The organism is Sphaerotilus hippei, from assembly GCF_003201595.1.
GTDB lineage: Bacteria > Pseudomonadota > Gammaproteobacteria > Burkholderiales > Burkholderiaceae_C > Sphaerotilus > Sphaerotilus hippei.
In genome coordinates this window covers 178125-193200 of the sequence record NZ_QJJS01000001.1, presented here as the reverse complement: position 1 = coordinate 193200, position 15076 = coordinate 178125, and the positions used below count along the sequence as shown (strand labels likewise).

General features: G+C 71.2%; 17 protein-coding genes. 14 read left to right on the top strand and 3 right to left on the bottom strand.

Features of this window, described 5'->3' with window-relative positions; all coding sequences use genetic code 11:
• The first annotated feature begins 377 nt into the window (after positions 1–377).
• From C7444_RS00985 to C7444_RS00930, 12 genes are read left to right on the top strand one after another with little or no spacing between them, the layout of a single operon-like run.
• Complete coding sequence (locus C7444_RS00985; protein ID WP_110398950.1) at positions 378–1541, top strand: amidase; 1164 nt, start codon at positions 378–380, stop codon at positions 1539–1541.
• The gene (locus tag C7444_RS00980) at positions 1513–2691 is read left to right on the top strand and encodes an acyl-CoA dehydrogenase family protein (RefSeq protein ID WP_110398949.1); all 1179 of its coding nucleotides are present in this window, start codon (positions 1513–1515) and stop codon (positions 2689–2691) included. Before C7444_RS00985 ends, C7444_RS00980 begins: the two co-directional genes overlap by 29 nt.
• A 27-nt stretch (positions 2692–2718) precedes the next feature.
• Entirely contained in the window at positions 2719–3099 is a 381-nt protein-coding gene (locus C7444_RS00975; protein WP_110398948.1) for an IacB protein, read from the top strand.
• 10 nt (positions 3100–3109) lie between these two features.
• A complete protein-coding gene (locus C7444_RS00970; protein WP_110398947.1) occupies positions 3110–3685 on the top strand; it encodes a nuclear transport factor 2 family protein in 576 nt (191 codons plus the stop codon).
• Positions 3686–3740: 55 nt separating this feature from the next.
• Entirely contained in the window at positions 3741–5015 is a 1275-nt protein-coding gene (locus tag C7444_RS00965) for an aromatic ring-hydroxylating oxygenase subunit alpha (protein ID WP_110398946.1), read from the top strand.
• A 34-nt stretch (positions 5016–5049) separates the two neighbouring features.
• Positions 5050–5535 (top strand): aromatic-ring-hydroxylating dioxygenase subunit beta, encoded by a 486-nt coding sequence (locus tag C7444_RS00960; RefSeq protein ID WP_110398945.1) that lies wholly within the window; start codon positions 5050–5052, stop codon positions 5533–5535.
• Positions 5536–5548: 13 nt separating this feature from the next.
• A complete protein-coding gene (locus C7444_RS00955) occupies positions 5549–6316 on the top strand; it encodes an SDR family oxidoreductase (RefSeq protein ID WP_110398944.1) in 768 nt (255 codons plus the stop codon).
• Positions 6317–6346: 30 nt separating this feature from the next.
• Positions 6347–7318: a PDR/VanB family oxidoreductase gene (locus C7444_RS00950; RefSeq protein ID WP_110398943.1), complete on the top strand. Its 972-nt coding sequence runs from the start codon at positions 6347–6349 to the stop codon at positions 7316–7318.
• Between the two features lie 39 nt (positions 7319–7357).
• On the top strand, positions 7358–7897 hold the full coding sequence (locus tag C7444_RS00945) for a flavin reductase (protein ID WP_245909346.1): 540 nt from the start codon (positions 7358–7360) through the stop codon (positions 7895–7897).
• Positions 7898–7916: 19 nt separating this feature from the next.
• Entirely contained in the window at positions 7917–8897 is a 981-nt protein-coding gene (locus C7444_RS00940) for a tripartite tricarboxylate transporter substrate-binding protein (RefSeq protein WP_110398942.1), read from the top strand.
• 32 nt (positions 8898–8929) lie between these two features.
• Positions 8930–9985, top strand: a complete 1056-nt coding sequence (locus C7444_RS00935; RefSeq protein ID WP_245909345.1) for a ketopantoate reductase family protein — start codon at positions 8930–8932, stop codon at positions 9983–9985.
• Between the two features lie 31 nt (positions 9986–10016).
• Positions 10017–10769, top strand: coding sequence for a class II aldolase/adducin family protein (locus tag C7444_RS00930; protein WP_211317455.1), 753 nt, complete (start codon positions 10017–10019; stop codon positions 10767–10769).
• 27 nt (positions 10770–10796) lie between these two features.
• Here C7444_RS00930 and C7444_RS00925 read toward each other — a convergent pair whose 3' ends face one another.
• Complete coding sequence (locus tag C7444_RS00925; protein ID WP_110398941.1) at positions 10797–11696, bottom strand: LysR family transcriptional regulator; 900 nt, start codon at positions 11694–11696, stop codon at positions 10797–10799.
• A gap of 123 nt (positions 11697–11819) precedes the next feature.
• Here C7444_RS00925 and C7444_RS00920 point away from each other — a divergent pair, with 123 nt between their 5' ends.
• Together C7444_RS00920 and C7444_RS00915 are read left to right on the top strand one after the other, a co-directional pair.
• On the top strand, positions 11820–12452 hold the full coding sequence (locus C7444_RS00920) for an NADPH-dependent F420 reductase (RefSeq protein ID WP_110398940.1): 633 nt from the start codon (positions 11820–11822) through the stop codon (positions 12450–12452).
• Between the two features lie 45 nt (positions 12453–12497).
• Positions 12498–13061: an ester cyclase gene (locus C7444_RS00915; RefSeq protein WP_110398939.1), complete on the top strand. Its 564-nt coding sequence runs from the start codon at positions 12498–12500 to the stop codon at positions 13059–13061.
• Between the two features lie 87 nt (positions 13062–13148).
• Here C7444_RS00915 and C7444_RS00910 read toward each other — a convergent pair whose 3' ends face one another.
• Both C7444_RS00910 and C7444_RS00905 read right to left on the bottom strand, forming a co-directional pair.
• Positions 13149–13694: an NADPH-dependent FMN reductase gene (locus C7444_RS00910; protein WP_259372548.1), complete on the bottom strand. Its 546-nt coding sequence runs from the start codon at positions 13692–13694 to the stop codon at positions 13149–13151.
• 29 nt (positions 13695–13723) lie between these two features.
• Positions 13724–15031, bottom strand: a complete 1308-nt coding sequence (locus C7444_RS00905) for a tryptophan--tRNA ligase (protein WP_110398938.1) — start codon at positions 15029–15031, stop codon at positions 13724–13726.
• Between the last annotated feature and the right edge of the window lie 45 nt (positions 15032–15076).

Below are 15076 nucleotides of genomic sequence, written 5' to 3'. Positions count from 1 at the left end.
CGGCGTCGACGTGTTGATGCAGATCAGCAGATTCCATGCCAAATTCCATCTTTTCATTGCGGGACATTTCAAGCAGTTGCCTGCGCAGGCATCCCACGCATCAGCGTGACGAGCCGTTGTGCATTCACGGATCAGCGTCCAGCGACCGCCCTCGCACGACATCACACCGGTTCGTTCATTGCCTTTGATTGCAAGGTGATATCAGGTCCATGACCTTGATGGACGATCCACCAATTCAGGGCGCAACGCCCCAGCAGCAGGCGCGAACACGGATTTTCCGCACCGGTTTTGCTCAGGCTCAAAGGTCGAGTTTTTATTTGACTTTTCACGTAATAAATCCTACCTTTGCGCCACCTCAACACCGTTCGGTCCACCCCATGAATCCAGTCGTCTTGCCGCTGTCCCTCGGGTCGGCCGGCCCCGAGGTGATGGTCAAGGACACCATCGCCATCGCGGGCACCCCCACCCGGGCCGGCAGCCTGGCGCTGCAGGATGCGGCCCCCGAAGCACGGCATGCCGAGGTGGTGCAGCGCCTGCTGGACGCCGGCTGGCGCATCACCGGCAAGACCGTGCTGCACGAGCTGGCCTTCGGCACGACCGGCATCAACCACGGCTGCGGCACGCCGCTCAATCCGGCCTGGCCGGACCGCGTGCCCGGTGGCTCGTCGAGCGGCTCGGCCGCCGCGGTGGCCGCCGGCCTGGTGCCGGTCGCGCTGGGCACCGACACCGGCGGCTCGGTGCGCGTGCCGGCGGCCTGCTGCGGCATCTTCGGCCTCAAGCCCAGCTTCGGCCGGGTCAGCCGCGACGGGGTGCTGCCCGCACGCTCCACGCTGGACTGCGTGGGCCCGCTGGCCACGGACATGGCCTGGCTGATCCAGGCCATGCAGGCCATCACTCCCGATTTCGGCCCGCTGCCGGCGCTGGACGGGCCGCTGCGCCTGGGCGTGCCACGCGGCCTGGCGGGGGCCGCCGCGCAGCAGGCGGTCGACGACCTGCTGCAGCGCAGCGGCCACACGCTGCAGGCCGTGTCGCTCAAGGGTTTCCAGGCCGCCTACCAGGCCGGCCTGTCGGTCATCAACGCCGAGACCTGGGCCGCCTGCGGCGCGCTGCTCGACACCGGCCGGGTCGGCGCGGACGTGGCCGCCCGGCTGCAGCGGGCCCGCCACACTGACGCCACCGAGCTGGCTGCCGCCGAGCATGTGCGCCGACGCTTCGCCGCCGAGGTCGACCAGGCGCTGGCGCACTGCGACGTGCTGGCCCTGCCCACGCTGTCCGAACCCGCGCCGCGGCTGGCCGATGCCGCCGACACCGCCGCCGCGGTCGGCATGACCGCGCTGGTGCGGCCCTTCAACCTGTCGGGCCACCCCGCCATCAGCCTGCCGCTGAACACGGCCGACGGCCTGCCCGTCGGCCTGCAGCTGGTCGCGCGACGGGGCGCCGATGAATACCTCTGCGCCGTGGCTCAGCTTCTGAGCCACCAACTTGAACTCACTGCCGTCACCGGAGCCTCGCATGCCGACACTCAGCCCCACGCGCGCTGATCCCGCCCCCGCCGTTTCCAGCGCTGCTCCCGCGGCGTCCGCCCTGGAGTCGCTGCTCGCCGACGTGCGACGCCGCAGCGCCGAGTTCGAGCGCCAGCGCTTCATCTCGCCGGACATCATCGAGCGGCTCAAGCAGCTGGGCGTCTACCGCGCCCTGGTGCCGCGCCGCCTGGGTGGCGAGCAGCGCAGCGCGCGCGAGTTCTGCGAGCTGGTGGAGACCATCGCGCAGGCCGATGGCTCGACCGGCTGGGTCGCCAGCTTCGGCATGGCCGTGACCTACCTGGCCGCGCTGCCGCCGGCCACGCTGCGACAGATCTACGCCGACTCGCCCGACGTGGTGTTCGCCGGCGGCATCTTCCCGCCGCAGCGGGCCCCGCGGGTGGCGGGCGGCTTCGAGGTCAGCGGCCGCTGGGCCTTCGCCAGCGGCTGCATGGGCGCGAACCTGATCGGCGTGGGCATCAGCCCGACCGACGGCGAACACAGCGGACTGCCGCGCATGGCGGTGATGCCGCGTGCGCAGGTGACGATCGAGCCGACCTGGGAAGTCATGGGGCTGACCGGCACCGGCAGCCACGACCTGGTGGTCGACCGAGTGGTCGTGCCGGAGGACTGGACCTTCGTGCGCGGCAGCCGCTCGCTGCTCGACGAGCCGATGTTCCGCTACCCGACGCTGTCCTTCGCCGCGCAGGTGCTGGCCGTCGTGGGCCTGGGCATCGCCCGCGGCGCGATCGAGGAGCTGCGCGGCCTGGCCAGTGGCCGCATCTCCGTCACCGGCGCGCCCCGCTTGGCCGACCGGCCGCAGGTGCAGATCGAGCTGGCCCGTGCCGAAGCCCAGCTGCGCGCGGCCCGCGCCTTCTTCTACGAGGCCATCGACGACGCCTGGGACAGCCTGCTGCGTGGCGACGACGTCAGCCCCGAGCAGACCAGCACGCTGCGCCTGTCGGCCACGCACGCGGCCCGCGTCGGCGCCGAGGTGACCCGCGCGGTACAGATGCAGACCGGCATGACCGGCGTCTACGACCGCAGCCCGATCGCCCGCCAGGTGCGCGACAGCCTGGTGCTGACGCAGCACGCCTTCCTCGGCGACATCACCTACCAGAACGCCGGCGCGATGCTGTTCGGCCAGCCCGCGCTGCCGGGTTATCTGTGAATCCCCATCCCTGAAAGGACATCCGCCATGAGCTCTCCGACCCCTGCCCTGCGCACGCTGTTCTGCATCGGCATCAACCAGAACTTCTTCGATGCCACGGCCGACGAGGCCAAGGCCGTCTGGCAGGCCTTCGGCCGCATGATGAACGGCATCGCGGAGCTGCCGGGCGTGACGGTGCTGGGCAACATGGACGACGACCAGTCCATGGTCGGCCCGTCCACCCAGTGGCCCTGGACCTGCTACGTGCTGGCCGACGTGCCGGACCTGGCCACGGTGCACGCGGCCTGCAACCTGTTCCGCACGCTGCCGGTCGGCGACGGGGCGCACAAGCTCTGGAAATACGCCAAGGTCGAGGCCCGGGTCGGCCGGGCGCTGGTGGTGCCCCCGAGCGCGGCCGCCACCGCCTGAGGCCGGCACCATGGCCCACCCCACGACGGATGCCGAGACCCGGCTGCAGCAGCTCGAGGCGCGCCTGCAGACGCTGGAGGCCGAACAGGCCATCCGCGCCTGCGTGAACCGCTACATGGCGCTGTGCGACCGGCTGGATGCCCGCACCCCGCTGGATGAACTGCTGTCGCTGTTCACCGAGGACGCGGTCTGGAGCGGCCGGGGCAGCCGCTACGGCAGCAGCTTCGGGCGCCACGAGGGGCGTGCCGCCATCGGCACGATGCTGGCGCGCTACATGGGCACGCCGGCGCATTTTGCGCTGAACGTGCATTTCCTCTGCTCGGAACTCATCCACGTGGACAGCCCCTACAGCGCCGATGCGCACTGGGTGATGCTGCAGACCTCCACCTTCGCCGACGGCCGCTCGCACCTCAACGCCGCCCAGCTGCGGCTGCGCATGGTGCACGACCTGGACGGCCAGTGGCGCATCGCCCGCTTCGAGACCGAGAACCTCTTCAGCCGCCCGGTCGACCACTGGCAGAGCGACACCGCCCTGCCGGTGCCCGCGGCCACCGCGATCCCGCCGCAGGCCGCGCCGCACGGCTGACGTGCCCGACCGCCGCCTCTTGCCTCCACCCTTCTGCCCAGGAACCTCCTCCGCCATGAACGCCCCCGTCTCCCCCATCACCTTCCAGCGCCCGGTGGGCGACCTGGTCCGCGACGACCGTGTGCACACCTCGCTCTACACCGACCCGGCCCTCTTCGACCAGGAGATGGACAGGATCTTCCGCAACTGCTGGGTCTGGGTGGCGCACGAAAGCGAACTGCCCGAGGCCGGCAGCTTCAAGACACACTGGGTGGGTATGGAGCCGGTCATCGTCAGCCGCGACCGGAAGAACCAGATCCACGTGCTGCTCAACCGCTGCCGCCACCGCGCCGCCACCGTCTGCGAGCACAAGAAGGGCAAGACGGCCAGCTTCGTCTGCCCCTATCACGGCTGGGCCTATGCGCTGGACGGCCAGCTGCGCGGCGTGCCCCACCCCGAGAGCTACGGCGACTGCCTGGACAAGGGCGAGTTCCCGCTGGTGAGCCTGCGCGTGGAGACCTACAACGGCATGGTCTTCGCCACCTTCCGCGACGACCTGGAGCCGCTGGTCGACTGGCTCGGCCCGGCCAGGAAGTGGATCGACCTGTTCATGAAGCAGGCCGGCGGCTACCCGGTCAAGGTGGCGGGCGAACACCGCTTTCGTTTCCCCGGCAACTGGAAGATCCAGCTCGAGAACACCACCGACGCCTACCACTTCCCCCTGGTGCACAAGAGCTTCCTGAGCTCGATCGACGAAGAGACCAAGCAGGTCTTCGACTTCGTCAAGGGCCCGGGCTACGTGGAAGATCTGGGCAACGGCCACAGCGTGATGGTGATGATCCCGTCGCTGGTCGACCTGGAGGCCAACCTCGACGCGCCCATCCCCGAGCGCTTCGCCGAGCTGGCCCAGGCGCTGCGCGACGAAGGCCATGACGACACCACCGTGCGCCGCCTGGTGCGCGCCGTGGGCGGCACCGGCTTCAACCTGAACCTGTTCCCCAACATCGCCTGCTCGATGGCCTTCTTCCGCGTGCTGCAGCCGGTGTCGGTCAACGAGACCGAGATCCACCACGCCGCGATCGTGATGGACGGCGGCCCGGCCGTGGCCAACCAGGCCCGGCTGCGCCTGCACGAGCACTTCCAGGGCCCGATGGGCTTCGGCACGCCGGACGACTCGGAAGCCTGGGAGCGCGTGCAGAAGGGCGCCAGCGCCGGCAAGGATCTGTGGGTCATGGTCAACCGCGGCCTGCCCGGCGAGCGCATCACCGAAGACGGCAAGGCGAGCGACGTCAGCGCCGAGACCGGCATGCGCGCCGCCTACCGCCAGTGGAAAAAATTGATGACCGCCTGAGCGCCGCCATCCAACTCACTCAACACCTGCTGCCATGAACCTCCCACTGCTCAACAGCGTCACGGCCTTCGTCTGGGCCGAGGCCGACATGCTCGACCACGGCGAATACGCCGCCTGGCTGGACCTGTGGTCGCCCACCGGCCACTACATCGTGCCGATCGACCCGGACACCACCGACTTCGACAACACCCTGAACTACGCCCACGACAACGCCGGCATGCGCTCGGCCCGCGTCGCGCGCCTGACCAGCGGCGAATCGGTCTCGACCCAGCCGATGGCGCGCACGGTGCGCAGCGTCTCGCGGCTGCGTGTCATCGCCGAGGACGGTGACACCGTGACGCTGCGCGGCGCGCAGGACCTGCGCGAGTTCCGCAAGGAGAACCTGCACCAGTACACCGCCGACGTCACCTGGACGCTGGTGAAGAACGGCCCCGGCGACGGTGCCTGGCGCATCCAGCGCAAGGTGCTGCGCCTGATCAACTCCACCGACACCCTGCTGGGCATCGGCTTCATCCTCTGATCGGAACCCGGCGATGACGACTGCTGCCTCCACTGCATCGGCCAAACCCGTGGCCCTGGTCACCGGCGCCGCCGCCGGCCTGGGCCTGGCGATCGCCACCGAGCTGCACGCCGCCGGCTGGCGCGTGCTGCTGACCGACCGTGACGGCGACGCCGCCGCCAGCGCCGCCCATGCGCTGGACGCCGGCGGCGCCACCGCCGCCGGCCGCGCGCTCGACGTGCTGGCCAAGGCCGACTTCGAGGCCGCGCTGGCGGCCTTGTCCGCAGGCTGGGGCACGCCCGCCGTGCTGGTCAACAACGCCGCGCTGACGCTGACCACGCCGGTGATGCAGATCAGCGCCGAGGAGTTCAGCCGCGTCACCGACGTCAACCTGCGCGGCTGCTTCCTGGGCTGCCAGGTCATCGGTGCGGCCATGGCGGCGGCGGGCTTCGGGCGCATCGTCAACGTGGCCTCGCTGGCCGGGCAGAACGGCGGCACGGCCTCGGGCGCGCACTACGCTGCCAGCAAGGCCGGCATCCTGGCGCTGACCAAGATCTTCGCCCGCGCGCTCGCCGGCCAGGGGGTCACCGTCAACGCGGTCGCTCCGGGTCCGCTGGACCTGCCTTCGGTGCACGCGATGGTGCCGGCCGACAAGCTGGCTCAGATCGTGCAAACCATCCCGGTGCAGCGCCTGGGCGACGCCCGCTTCATCGCCCGCACCGTGGTGCTGCTGGCCGGCGACGACGCCGCCTCGGTCACCGGCGCCGCCTGGGACCTCAACGGCGGCCTGTTCATGCGCTGAGGCGCGCCCACCCCACCCGGACCTTTCCCCATGAGCACAGAACTCCTCGACGTGGTGGTGCGCCAGCCCACCCTGCAAGGCCAGAGCGTGGCCATCTTCCACCTGGAAGACGCCAGCGGCCGCCCACTGCCCGCCTTCAGCGCCGGCGCCCACGTGGATCTGCACCTGCCCGGCGGCCTGGTGCGCCCCTACTCGCTCTGCAGCGACCCGGCCGACACCCACCACTACCGCCTGGGCGTGCTCAAGGACCCGGCCTCGCGCGGCGGCTCGGTCGCGGTGCACCAGCACCTGCTGAGCGAGGGCACGCGCCTGGCCATCAGCGCGCCACGCAACCACTTCCCGCTCGACGAGTCGGCCCCGCACAGCGTGCTGGCGGGCGGCGGCATCGGCATCACGCCGATGCTGGCGATGGCCGCGCGCCTGCACGCCACGGGCGCGTCCTTCGAGCTGCACTACTGCGTGCGCAGCCGCGCGCAGGCCGCCTTCCTGGACGAGCTGGTGCAGGCCCCGTGGGCGGCCCGCGTGACGGTGCATGCCGACGACGAGGCCGCCGACACCCGCCTGGCCCCCCAGGCCCTGCTGCGCGCCGCACCGGCGGGCAGCCACCTCTACGTCTGCGGCCCGTCGGGCTTCATGGACTGGGTGCTGGCCGAGGCCGAGGCCGCCGGCCTGCCCGCCGCGCAGCGCCACCGCGAGTACTTCAGCGCACCCATCGTGACCCCGGCCGCAGGCGACCAGCCCGTCGAGATCGTGGCCCGGCGCAGCGGCAGGACCGTGGTCGCCGCGGCCGACGAGACGCTGCGCAGCGCGCTGGAGCGCGTGGGCATCAAGGTGCAGGTCTCGTGCGAGCAGGGCGTGTGCGGCACCTGCGCCTGCACCGTGCTCGAAGGCGAGCCCGAGCACCGCGACGCCTACCTCACCGACGAGGAACGCGAGGCCAACGACCAGATCCTGGTGTGCTGCTCACGCGCACGCTCTGCCCGCCTGGTGCTGGACATCTGAGCCGCCCGCGCCGTCCAACGATTCATCTGGAGCCTGCCCATGTCCGCCTCTTCCTCGCCCGCTCCCGTTGCTGCGGCCGCCCCCGTGGCGACCAGCGACTTCCGTGACGGCATGGCCCGCCTGCCCGGCGCGGTCACCGTCATCACCACCGACGGGCCGGCCGGGGTGGCCGGCTTCACCGCCTCGGCGGTCTGCAGCGTGACCGACAGCCCGCCCACCGTGCTGGTCTGCATGAACCGCTCGTCGTTCGCGCACCGCCACTTCGCCGACAACGGCGTGCTGTGCGTCAACGTGCTCGGCGCCGACCAGCAGGACCTCTCGGCGCTGTTCGCCAACCGCGAGGTGCCGATGGCGCAGCGCTTCGAGCGCAGCCCCTGGCAGGCGCTGGCCACCGGCGCCCCGGCGCTGGACGGCGCCCTGGTGCAGCTCGACGGCCAGATCGTCGCCACCCACGAGGTCGGCACCCACAGCGTCTTCATCGTCGAGCTGCGCCAGGTCCGCCAGCCCGACAGCACCGCGCCGCCCGCCGGGCTGGCCTATTTCAACCGCCGCTACCACGCCCTGGGCGTGGCCGCCTGAAGCCGTGGAGCACGATCTCATGAACACCCGTCGTCAGGTCCTGGCCACGCTCGCCGCGGCCGCAGCAGGGGCCAGCGGCCTCGCCCGTGCCCAGGGCAGCCGCGGCCTCACCCGGCTGCTGGTGGGCTTTCCGCCCGGCGGCACGGCCGACGTGCTGGCCCGCGCGCTGCAGCAGCGCCTGCCGGCCCGCGAGGGCGAGCCCGTGATCGTGGAGAACAAGCCCGGTGCCGGTGGCCGCCTGGCGGTGTCCGAACTGAAGAACGCACCGGCCGACGGCCGCACGCTGCTGATCACGGCCGACCCGATCCTGACGATCTATCCGCACGTCTTCCGCAACATCGCCTACAACACCACCACCGACGTGCTGCCGGTGCTGCCCATCGCCTCCGAGCCGGTGGGCCTGGCGGTGGGGCCGATGGTGCCGGCCAGCGTGCGCACGCTGGCCGACTTCCTGGCCTGGTGCAGGCAGAACCCGAAGGACGCCTCCTACACCACGGCCGCGGCCGGCACGACGATGCACTTCGTCGGCAGCCAGCTGGGCCATGCCAGCCACATCGACCTGCTGCACGTGCCGCATCGCGGTGGCGCGGCGGCGGTGCAGGACGTGATGGGCGGCCAGATCGCCTCGACCGTCACCTCGATGAGCCTGGCGATGCCGCACCTGGGCGGCGGGCGGCTGCGCGTGCTGGCCATCGCCAGCGCCAGGCGCTCGCGCCGCCTGCCGGATGTGCCCACCTTCACCGAGCTGGGCCACCCGCAGATCCGGGCCGACGTGTACTACGGCGCCTACCTGCGCGCCGGCACGCCGGCGCCGCTGCTGGCCCAGTGGCAGCAGGCGCTGGCGCAGATCGCCCAGTCGCCCGAGCTGCTGGCCCAGCTCGACAAGCTCTCGCTCGACCCGATGACGCTGCCGCAGCCTCAGTTCGCCGCCCTGGTGCGCGCCGACCTGGAGCGCTGGGGCCCGATCGTCAAGGCCAGCGGCTACAGCGCCGACGACTGAACCGCGGCCCCCCACCCTGGAACTGATGCTTCATGACGATCTCGATGTTTCTCGACCCCGTGCGCCCCTGGCGCGTGCTGATCGCCGGTGCCGGCGCCATCGGCTGCACGCTGGCGGCGCGGCTGGCCGCCGCCGGCCACACGGTCGACCTGCTGGCCCGTGGCCGCACGCTGCAGACCCTGCGTGAGCAGGGCCTGGTGCTCGACGACCTGGACGGCCGGTGGCACTCGCCGGTGCGCGCCATCGCCCACGTGGACGAGCGCCAGAACGAGCACGGCAACGAGCCCGCCCCCGACCTGGTGCTGCTGTGCAGCAAGTCGCAGGACCTGCCGGCGCTGGCCGAACAGGTGCAGCCCTGCCTCGGGCCGGGCACGCTGATCGTGCCGCTGGTCAACGGCGTGCCGTTCTGGTTCTTCCACGGCGCCGGAGGCCGCTTCGACGGCCAGACGGTGCAGGCGGTGGACCCGCAGGGCCGGCTGGCGCAGGCGCTGCCGCTGGACCAGGTGCTGGGCGCGGTGGTCTTCGTCACCGCCGAGAGCACCGGCGCCGGCCGGGTGCGCTCGCGCACGCCGCACCTGCTGATGCTGGGCGAGCCCGCCGGCGGCCTGAGCCCCCGGCTGCAGGCGCTGTGCGAGATGTTCGCGCAGGCCGGCATCGAGGCCCGTCCGCAGGAGCGCCTGCGCGACACGCTGTGGACCAAGCTGATCGCCAACCTGACCTCCAACCCGCTGTCGGTGGTCACCCGCGCCACGCTGCAGGCCATCTACTCCGACCCGGTGCTGCTGGAGACGGTGCGCGCGGTGATGCACGAGACCATGCTGGTGGCCAGCGCCTACGGCGCCCGGCTGTCGATCGACCCGATCGAGTTCCTGCAACTGGGCGCCGGGATGGGGGCGGTGCGCACCTCGATGCTGCAGGACTTCGAGCGCGACCGCCCGCTCGAGCTGGCCGCCATCGGCGACGCGGTGGTCGAGCTGGCCGAGCGCTACGCCCTGCCCATGCCCGCCACCCGCACCCTGCTGAGCCAGACCCGCTGGCACGCCGCGCGGCGCGCGGAACGCCGCCTCGCCGAGCCCGCGACGGCCTGATCCCACTGATCCGAGAACCTGGAGAGACCCCATGGACATGAGCCCGACCGACCTGAAGCCCGCCCACATCAGCGAGGCCGAATGGACCCTGCGCCAGCAGCTGGCGCACTGCTACCACCTGGTCGACCACTTCGGCTGGACCGAGACCATCTTCAACCACATCTCGGCGCGCATCCCCGGCAGCGAGCACTACCTGGTCAACCCCTTCGGCCTGAACTACGACGAGGTCACGCCCGCCAACCTGCTGAAGGTCGACCTCGACGGCCACAAGGTCGAGCCCTCGCCCTACGACGCCAACCCGGCCGGCTTCGCGCTGCACAGCGCCATCCACGGCGCGCGCGAGGACATCCACTGCGTCATCCACACCCACACCACCGAGGTCTCGGCGGTGGCGATGAAACGCGCCGGCTTCGGCCACGACGACTTCTACGGCGCGCAGCTGACCGGCCGCGTCGGCTACCACGCCTTCGAGGGCATCACGCTGTTCGAGGACGAGAAGCCGCGCATGCTGGCCAGCCTGGGCGACAAGCACATCCTGGTGCTGCGCAACCACGGCGTGGCCGTGGGCGAGATGGACATCCCACGCACCTTCTTCCTGCTGTGGACGGTGCAGCGCGCCGCCGAGATCCAGTGCGCAGCCGGCGCCATCCCGGGCGACAACGTGGCACTGGCTCCCGCCGTGAGCCAGCGCTGCGCCGACCTGACCGCCCAGCTCATCCGCGAGGACGACTTCGCCGAGAAGTTCTTCGCGGCGATGGTGCGCCGGCTGCGTCCGCGCGGCTGAGCCGCACGAAGGGGCCGGGCGGGTACGTCAGGCCGGCCAGCCCCGCACCCGGAACGCCTCCACCAGGTGGTCGACCAGCAGCCGAACCTTGGGCGTCAGGTGCTTGCGGCTCGGGTAGACCGCGTAGACGTCCAGCTCGATCGAGCGGAAGGCCGGCAGCACCTCGACCAGCTCGCCCGACCGCAGAGCATCGCCGACCAGGAAGGTGGGCTGCAGCACGATGCCACCGTGCGCCAGCGCGACGCTGCGGCAGCTGTCGCCGCTGTTGGTGCGCATGCGCGGCGTGATCTTCACCGTCACCGGGCCGTCGGGGCCGTCGAAGGCCCAGTTCTCGCCGATCGACAGCAGGCTGTAGGCCATCACCGCATGGCCGGCCAGCTCTGACGGGTGAGCCGGCGAGCCGTGCCGGCGCAGGTACTCGGGCGTGGCGCACAGCACCAGCCGGGTCGAGGTCAGCTTGCGGCTGACCAGCGACGAGGTCGGCAGCCGGGCGATGCGCACGGCCAGGTCGTAGCCCTCGTCGACCAGATCGACCACACGGTCCGACAGCGTCACGTCCAGCACGACCTTGGGGTGCTGCACCAGGAAACCGGCCCACAGCGGCGCCAGGTGCAGCAGGCCGAAGCTGACCGGCACATTGACCTTCAGCGGACCGACCGCCTCGCCGCTGCGCGAGCTGATCTCGGCCTGCGCCGCGTCGAAGCCGGCCAGCAGCTCGCGGGCGCGCGCCAGATAGATCTCGCCCTCGACCGTCAACGACAGCCGGCGTGTCGTCCGGTTCAGCAGCCGCACGCCCAGGTGCGACTCCAGTTCGCCGACGTGGCGCGAGATCGCCGCCTTCGAGATGCCCAGCGCCTCGGCCCCCGCGACGAAGCTGCCGGCGTCGACGACGGCCACGAAGGACTGCAGGGCTTGATATCGGTCCATGCCCGATTATCTCTTTCATCGAGACAGTCCATCTCCAATCTGGCGGTTTATCTCCAGAAGCGATGTTTCTACAGTTCAACCCATCGCAGCCATCCCGCTGCACGAACCCCAGGAAACACCGTCATGAAGATCACCGTACTCGGCGCCGGCAACATGGGCTCGGCTTTCGTCCCGCAACTGGTCCGCGCCGGCCACCAGGTCCGTGTCACCGCGCGTGACAGCGCCAAGGCCGCGGCGCTGGCCGCGAAGTTCCCCGGCGTTCAGGCCGTGCCCACCGCCGGTGCGGCGGCCGATGCCGACGCCATCGTGCTGGCCACCGGCTACGCCGACGCGGTCGCGGCACTGCGCTCGCTGGGCGACCTGGACGACAAGGTCGTCATCGACATCACCAACCCGCTGACGCCCGACTACATGGGCCTGACGATCGGCCACGAGACCTCGGCGGCCGAGCAGATCGCCGCCGCCGTGCCGGGCGCGCTGGTGGTCAAGGGCTTCAACACCGTGTTCGCCCAGGTGCTGAACGAGGGGCCGGACTTCGGCAACGGCCGCACCGTGCCGGTCTTCGTCGCCAGCGACAGCGCGGCCGCCAAGCAGACGGCACGAGCCGTCGCCGAGAGCCTCGGCTTCGACGTGGTCGACGCCGGTGGCCTGAAGAACGCGCGCTACCTGGAGCCGCTGGCCGGGCTGAACATCCACTTCGGCTACGGCGCCGGTCTGGGCACGGCGATCGCGCCGACCTGGCTGCGCAAGGGCTGACCGGCCGCATCGAACCACGATCCGCACACGACAAGGACAACAGCCATGAACGCCACCCGCACCACGCTCGCCACCGCACTGATCGCGGTCGCCGCCTTCGCCGCCAGCATCGCCCAGGCGGCCACGCCGGCCGAGAATCCGCCGACGCCGGCACCGAAGCACGAGCGCCAGTCGCCCCAGGTCGAGAAGCACCTGAAGAAGTTCGACACGCTGGACTTCGACGTCTTCAGCCACCAGAAGTGGGACCGCCTGCACGAGAGCCACGCGAAGGACATCGTCGTGACCTGGCCCGACGGCCATGAGACCAAAGGCCTGGACCGTCACACCGAGGACCTGAAGGCGATGTTCGTGTTCGCGCCCGACATCAGCATCAAGACCCATCCGGTCCGCTTCGGCTCGGGCTCGTGGACGACGGCCACCGGCGTGATGACCGGCACCTTCACGCGGCCGATGCCGCTGCCCGACGGCACGAGCATCGCGCCCACCGGCCAGCGCTTCGCGATCAGCATGGCCACGATCGGCCACTGGCAGCGCGGCACGATGGACCACGAGTGGCTGTTCTGGGACAACCAGGACTTCATGAAGCAGCTCGGGCTGGGCGGGAAGTGAGCCGGGGCCCGCGCGGCTCGACGCCTGCCGCGCGGTCGGACCCTCAAGGGCTCGGCCGGGGTCGGCCGGCCCGGGATCCTCGCCGCGTCAGCGGGCAGCGTTCATGGCGGCCGTGGCCCGGATCCACTTCTCGAAGGCCGTCATCTGCGCCGTCACGAACTGGCGGGTCGTGTCGTCGCTGCAGCGCCCCGAGGCGTCGAACTTGGCGCCGGCCCCGCCGATGAAGATCTCCGGCTTGACCAGCACCATCGCATTGAGGAACAGCATCACCCGGCGCAGGTCGTACTGCACGCGGGCGCCGCCCAGCGGGCCGGGCGTGGCGCTCAGGATGGCGACCGGCTTGCCGGCAAAGGGCTGGTCGTCGCCCCGGCTCAGCCAGTCGAGGACATTCTTGAACGCCCCCGGCAGGGTGAAGTTGTACTCCGGCGTGGCGATGATCACGCCGTCGGCCGACCGGATCCGTTCGGCCAGGCCCTGCACCGAGGCGGGCACGCCCTGAGCCAGCAGGTCCGCGTCGAACATGGGAATGTCGCGCCAGTCGACGACGTCCAGCTGCATCGAGTCCGGCATCAGCTCGCCGGCCAGGTTCAGGGCCATGCGGTTGATCGAGCCCGCGCGCAGGCTGCCGCACAGGCCGGGGACCTTTGCGGACCCCGCGCCGTTCAGGCCTCGGCCGCCGCGATCAGCGCGGCCAGCGCCTGCGCCACCTCGTCGGCCGCGACGCCCTCGCCCAGCGCCACCGGCGCGCTGGCCAGCGCGGCCGCGCCGTCGGTCTTGAGCTTCTTGACCCACTCGCCCGCATCGCGCCCACCGGCGAAGGCCTGGCTCTGCAGCAGCACGCGGCCGTCGTGGGCGCTGAGCTTGAAGTAGAACTGGCCGTCGGCCTCGCGGTACTGCTTGAACACCGGCAGCGCCACCTTCGCCTTGACCTGCGGTGCAGCAGCAGCCTGGATCGGCTCGAAGCGGCGCAGCCCCACCGCGTGGCGCAGCTCGGCCAGCAGCGGCGACGCGATCGCACGCGCGCGCGCGGCGCCCGCCTGCAGGATCGCCTCGATCTGCTCCGGGTGCGCCATCAGCGCCTCGTAGCGCAGGCGCATCGGGCCGATCTGCGCCTCGATCAGGTCGTACAGCCGCTGCTTGGCCTCGCCCCAGGCCAGGCCCGCCCGCAGCTCGGCGCGGAAGGCCTCGCGCTCCTCGGCCGTCGCGAACGCATCGAAGATGCTGACCAAGTGCGAGCCCTGCGGATCCTTGGGCTCGCCGGGCAGCCGGCTGTCGGTGACGATGCGCGCGATCGCCTCCTTCAGCGCCTTGGCGCCGCCCTCGAACAGCGGGATCACGTTGTCGTAGCTCTTGCTCATCTTGCGGCCGTCCAGGCCGGGCAGCAGCTCCATCGTCTCGTCGACCTGGGCCTCGGGCAGCACGAAGAACTCGCGCCCCTGGCCGAACAGGTGGTTGAAGCGCTGCGCCACGTCACGCGCCATCTCGATGTGCTGGATCTGGTCGCGCCCGACCGGCACCCGGTGGGCGTTGAACATCAGGATGTCGGCGGCCATCAGGATCGGGTAGCTGTAGAGCCCCATCGTGACGCCCGCGTCCGGGTCCTCGCCCGCCGCCACGTTGGCGTCCACCGCGCCCTTGTAGGCGTGGGCGCGGTTCATCTGGCCCTTGGACGTGACGCAGGTCAGCAGCCACGTCAGCTCCGGAATCTCGGGGATGTCGCTCTGGCGGTAGAACACCACGCGCGACGTGTCCAGCCCCGCCGCCAGCCACGTCGCCGCGATCTGCAGCCGCGAGCGCTCGATGCGCGCCGGGTCGTCGCACTTGATCAGCGCGTGGTAGTCGGCCATGAAGAAGAAGCTCTCCACCCCCGCCTCGCGGCTGGCCGCGATCGCCGGGCGCACCGCGCCCACGAAGTTGCCGAGGTGGAGGGTGCCGGTGGTGGTGATGCCGGTGAGGACGCGGTGGGTCATGGGGAGGCAGGAGTTCGTCGCGAGGAGGCGCGGTGCAGGCCCGCG

Excerpts from the sequence above, each read along its gene's own strand:
- C7444_RS00985 (WP_110398950.1), top strand. The coding sequence starts at position 378 with ATGAATCCAGTCGTCTTGCCGCTGTCCCTCGGGTCGGCCGGCCCCGAG.
- C7444_RS00980 (WP_110398949.1), top strand. The coding sequence starts at position 1,513 with ATGCCGACACTCAGCCCCACGCGCGCTGATCCCGCCCCCGCCGTTTCC.
- C7444_RS00975 (WP_110398948.1), top strand. The coding sequence starts at position 2,719 with ATGAGCTCTCCGACCCCTGCCCTGCGCACGCTGTTCTGCATCGGCATC.
- C7444_RS00970 (WP_110398947.1), top strand. The coding sequence starts at position 3,110 with ATGGCCCACCCCACGACGGATGCCGAGACCCGGCTGCAGCAGCTCGAG.
- C7444_RS00965 (WP_110398946.1), top strand. The coding sequence starts at position 3,741 with ATGAACGCCCCCGTCTCCCCCATCACCTTCCAGCGCCCGGTGGGCGAC.
- C7444_RS00960 (WP_110398945.1), top strand. The coding sequence starts at position 5,050 with ATGAACCTCCCACTGCTCAACAGCGTCACGGCCTTCGTCTGGGCCGAG.
- C7444_RS00955 (WP_110398944.1), top strand. The coding sequence starts at position 5,549 with ATGACGACTGCTGCCTCCACTGCATCGGCCAAACCCGTGGCCCTGGTC.
- C7444_RS00950 (WP_110398943.1), top strand. The coding sequence starts at position 6,347 with ATGAGCACAGAACTCCTCGACGTGGTGGTGCGCCAGCCCACCCTGCAA.
- C7444_RS00945 (WP_245909346.1), top strand. The coding sequence starts at position 7,358 with ATGTCCGCCTCTTCCTCGCCCGCTCCCGTTGCTGCGGCCGCCCCCGTG.
- C7444_RS00940 (WP_110398942.1), top strand. The coding sequence starts at position 7,917 with ATGAACACCCGTCGTCAGGTCCTGGCCACGCTCGCCGCGGCCGCAGCA.
- C7444_RS00935 (WP_245909345.1), top strand. The coding sequence starts at position 8,930 with ATGACGATCTCGATGTTTCTCGACCCCGTGCGCCCCTGGCGCGTGCTG.
- C7444_RS00930 (WP_211317455.1), top strand. The coding sequence starts at position 10,017 with ATGGACATGAGCCCGACCGACCTGAAGCCCGCCCACATCAGCGAGGCC.
- C7444_RS00925 (WP_110398941.1), bottom strand. The coding sequence starts at position 11,696 with ATGGACCGATATCAAGCCCTGCAGTCCTTCGTGGCCGTCGTCGACGCC.
- C7444_RS00920 (WP_110398940.1), top strand. The coding sequence starts at position 11,820 with ATGAAGATCACCGTACTCGGCGCCGGCAACATGGGCTCGGCTTTCGTC.
- C7444_RS00915 (WP_110398939.1), top strand. The coding sequence starts at position 12,498 with ATGAACGCCACCCGCACCACGCTCGCCACCGCACTGATCGCGGTCGCC.
- C7444_RS00905 (WP_110398938.1), bottom strand. The coding sequence starts at position 15,031 with ATGACCCACCGCGTCCTCACCGGCATCACCACCACCGGCACCCTCCAC.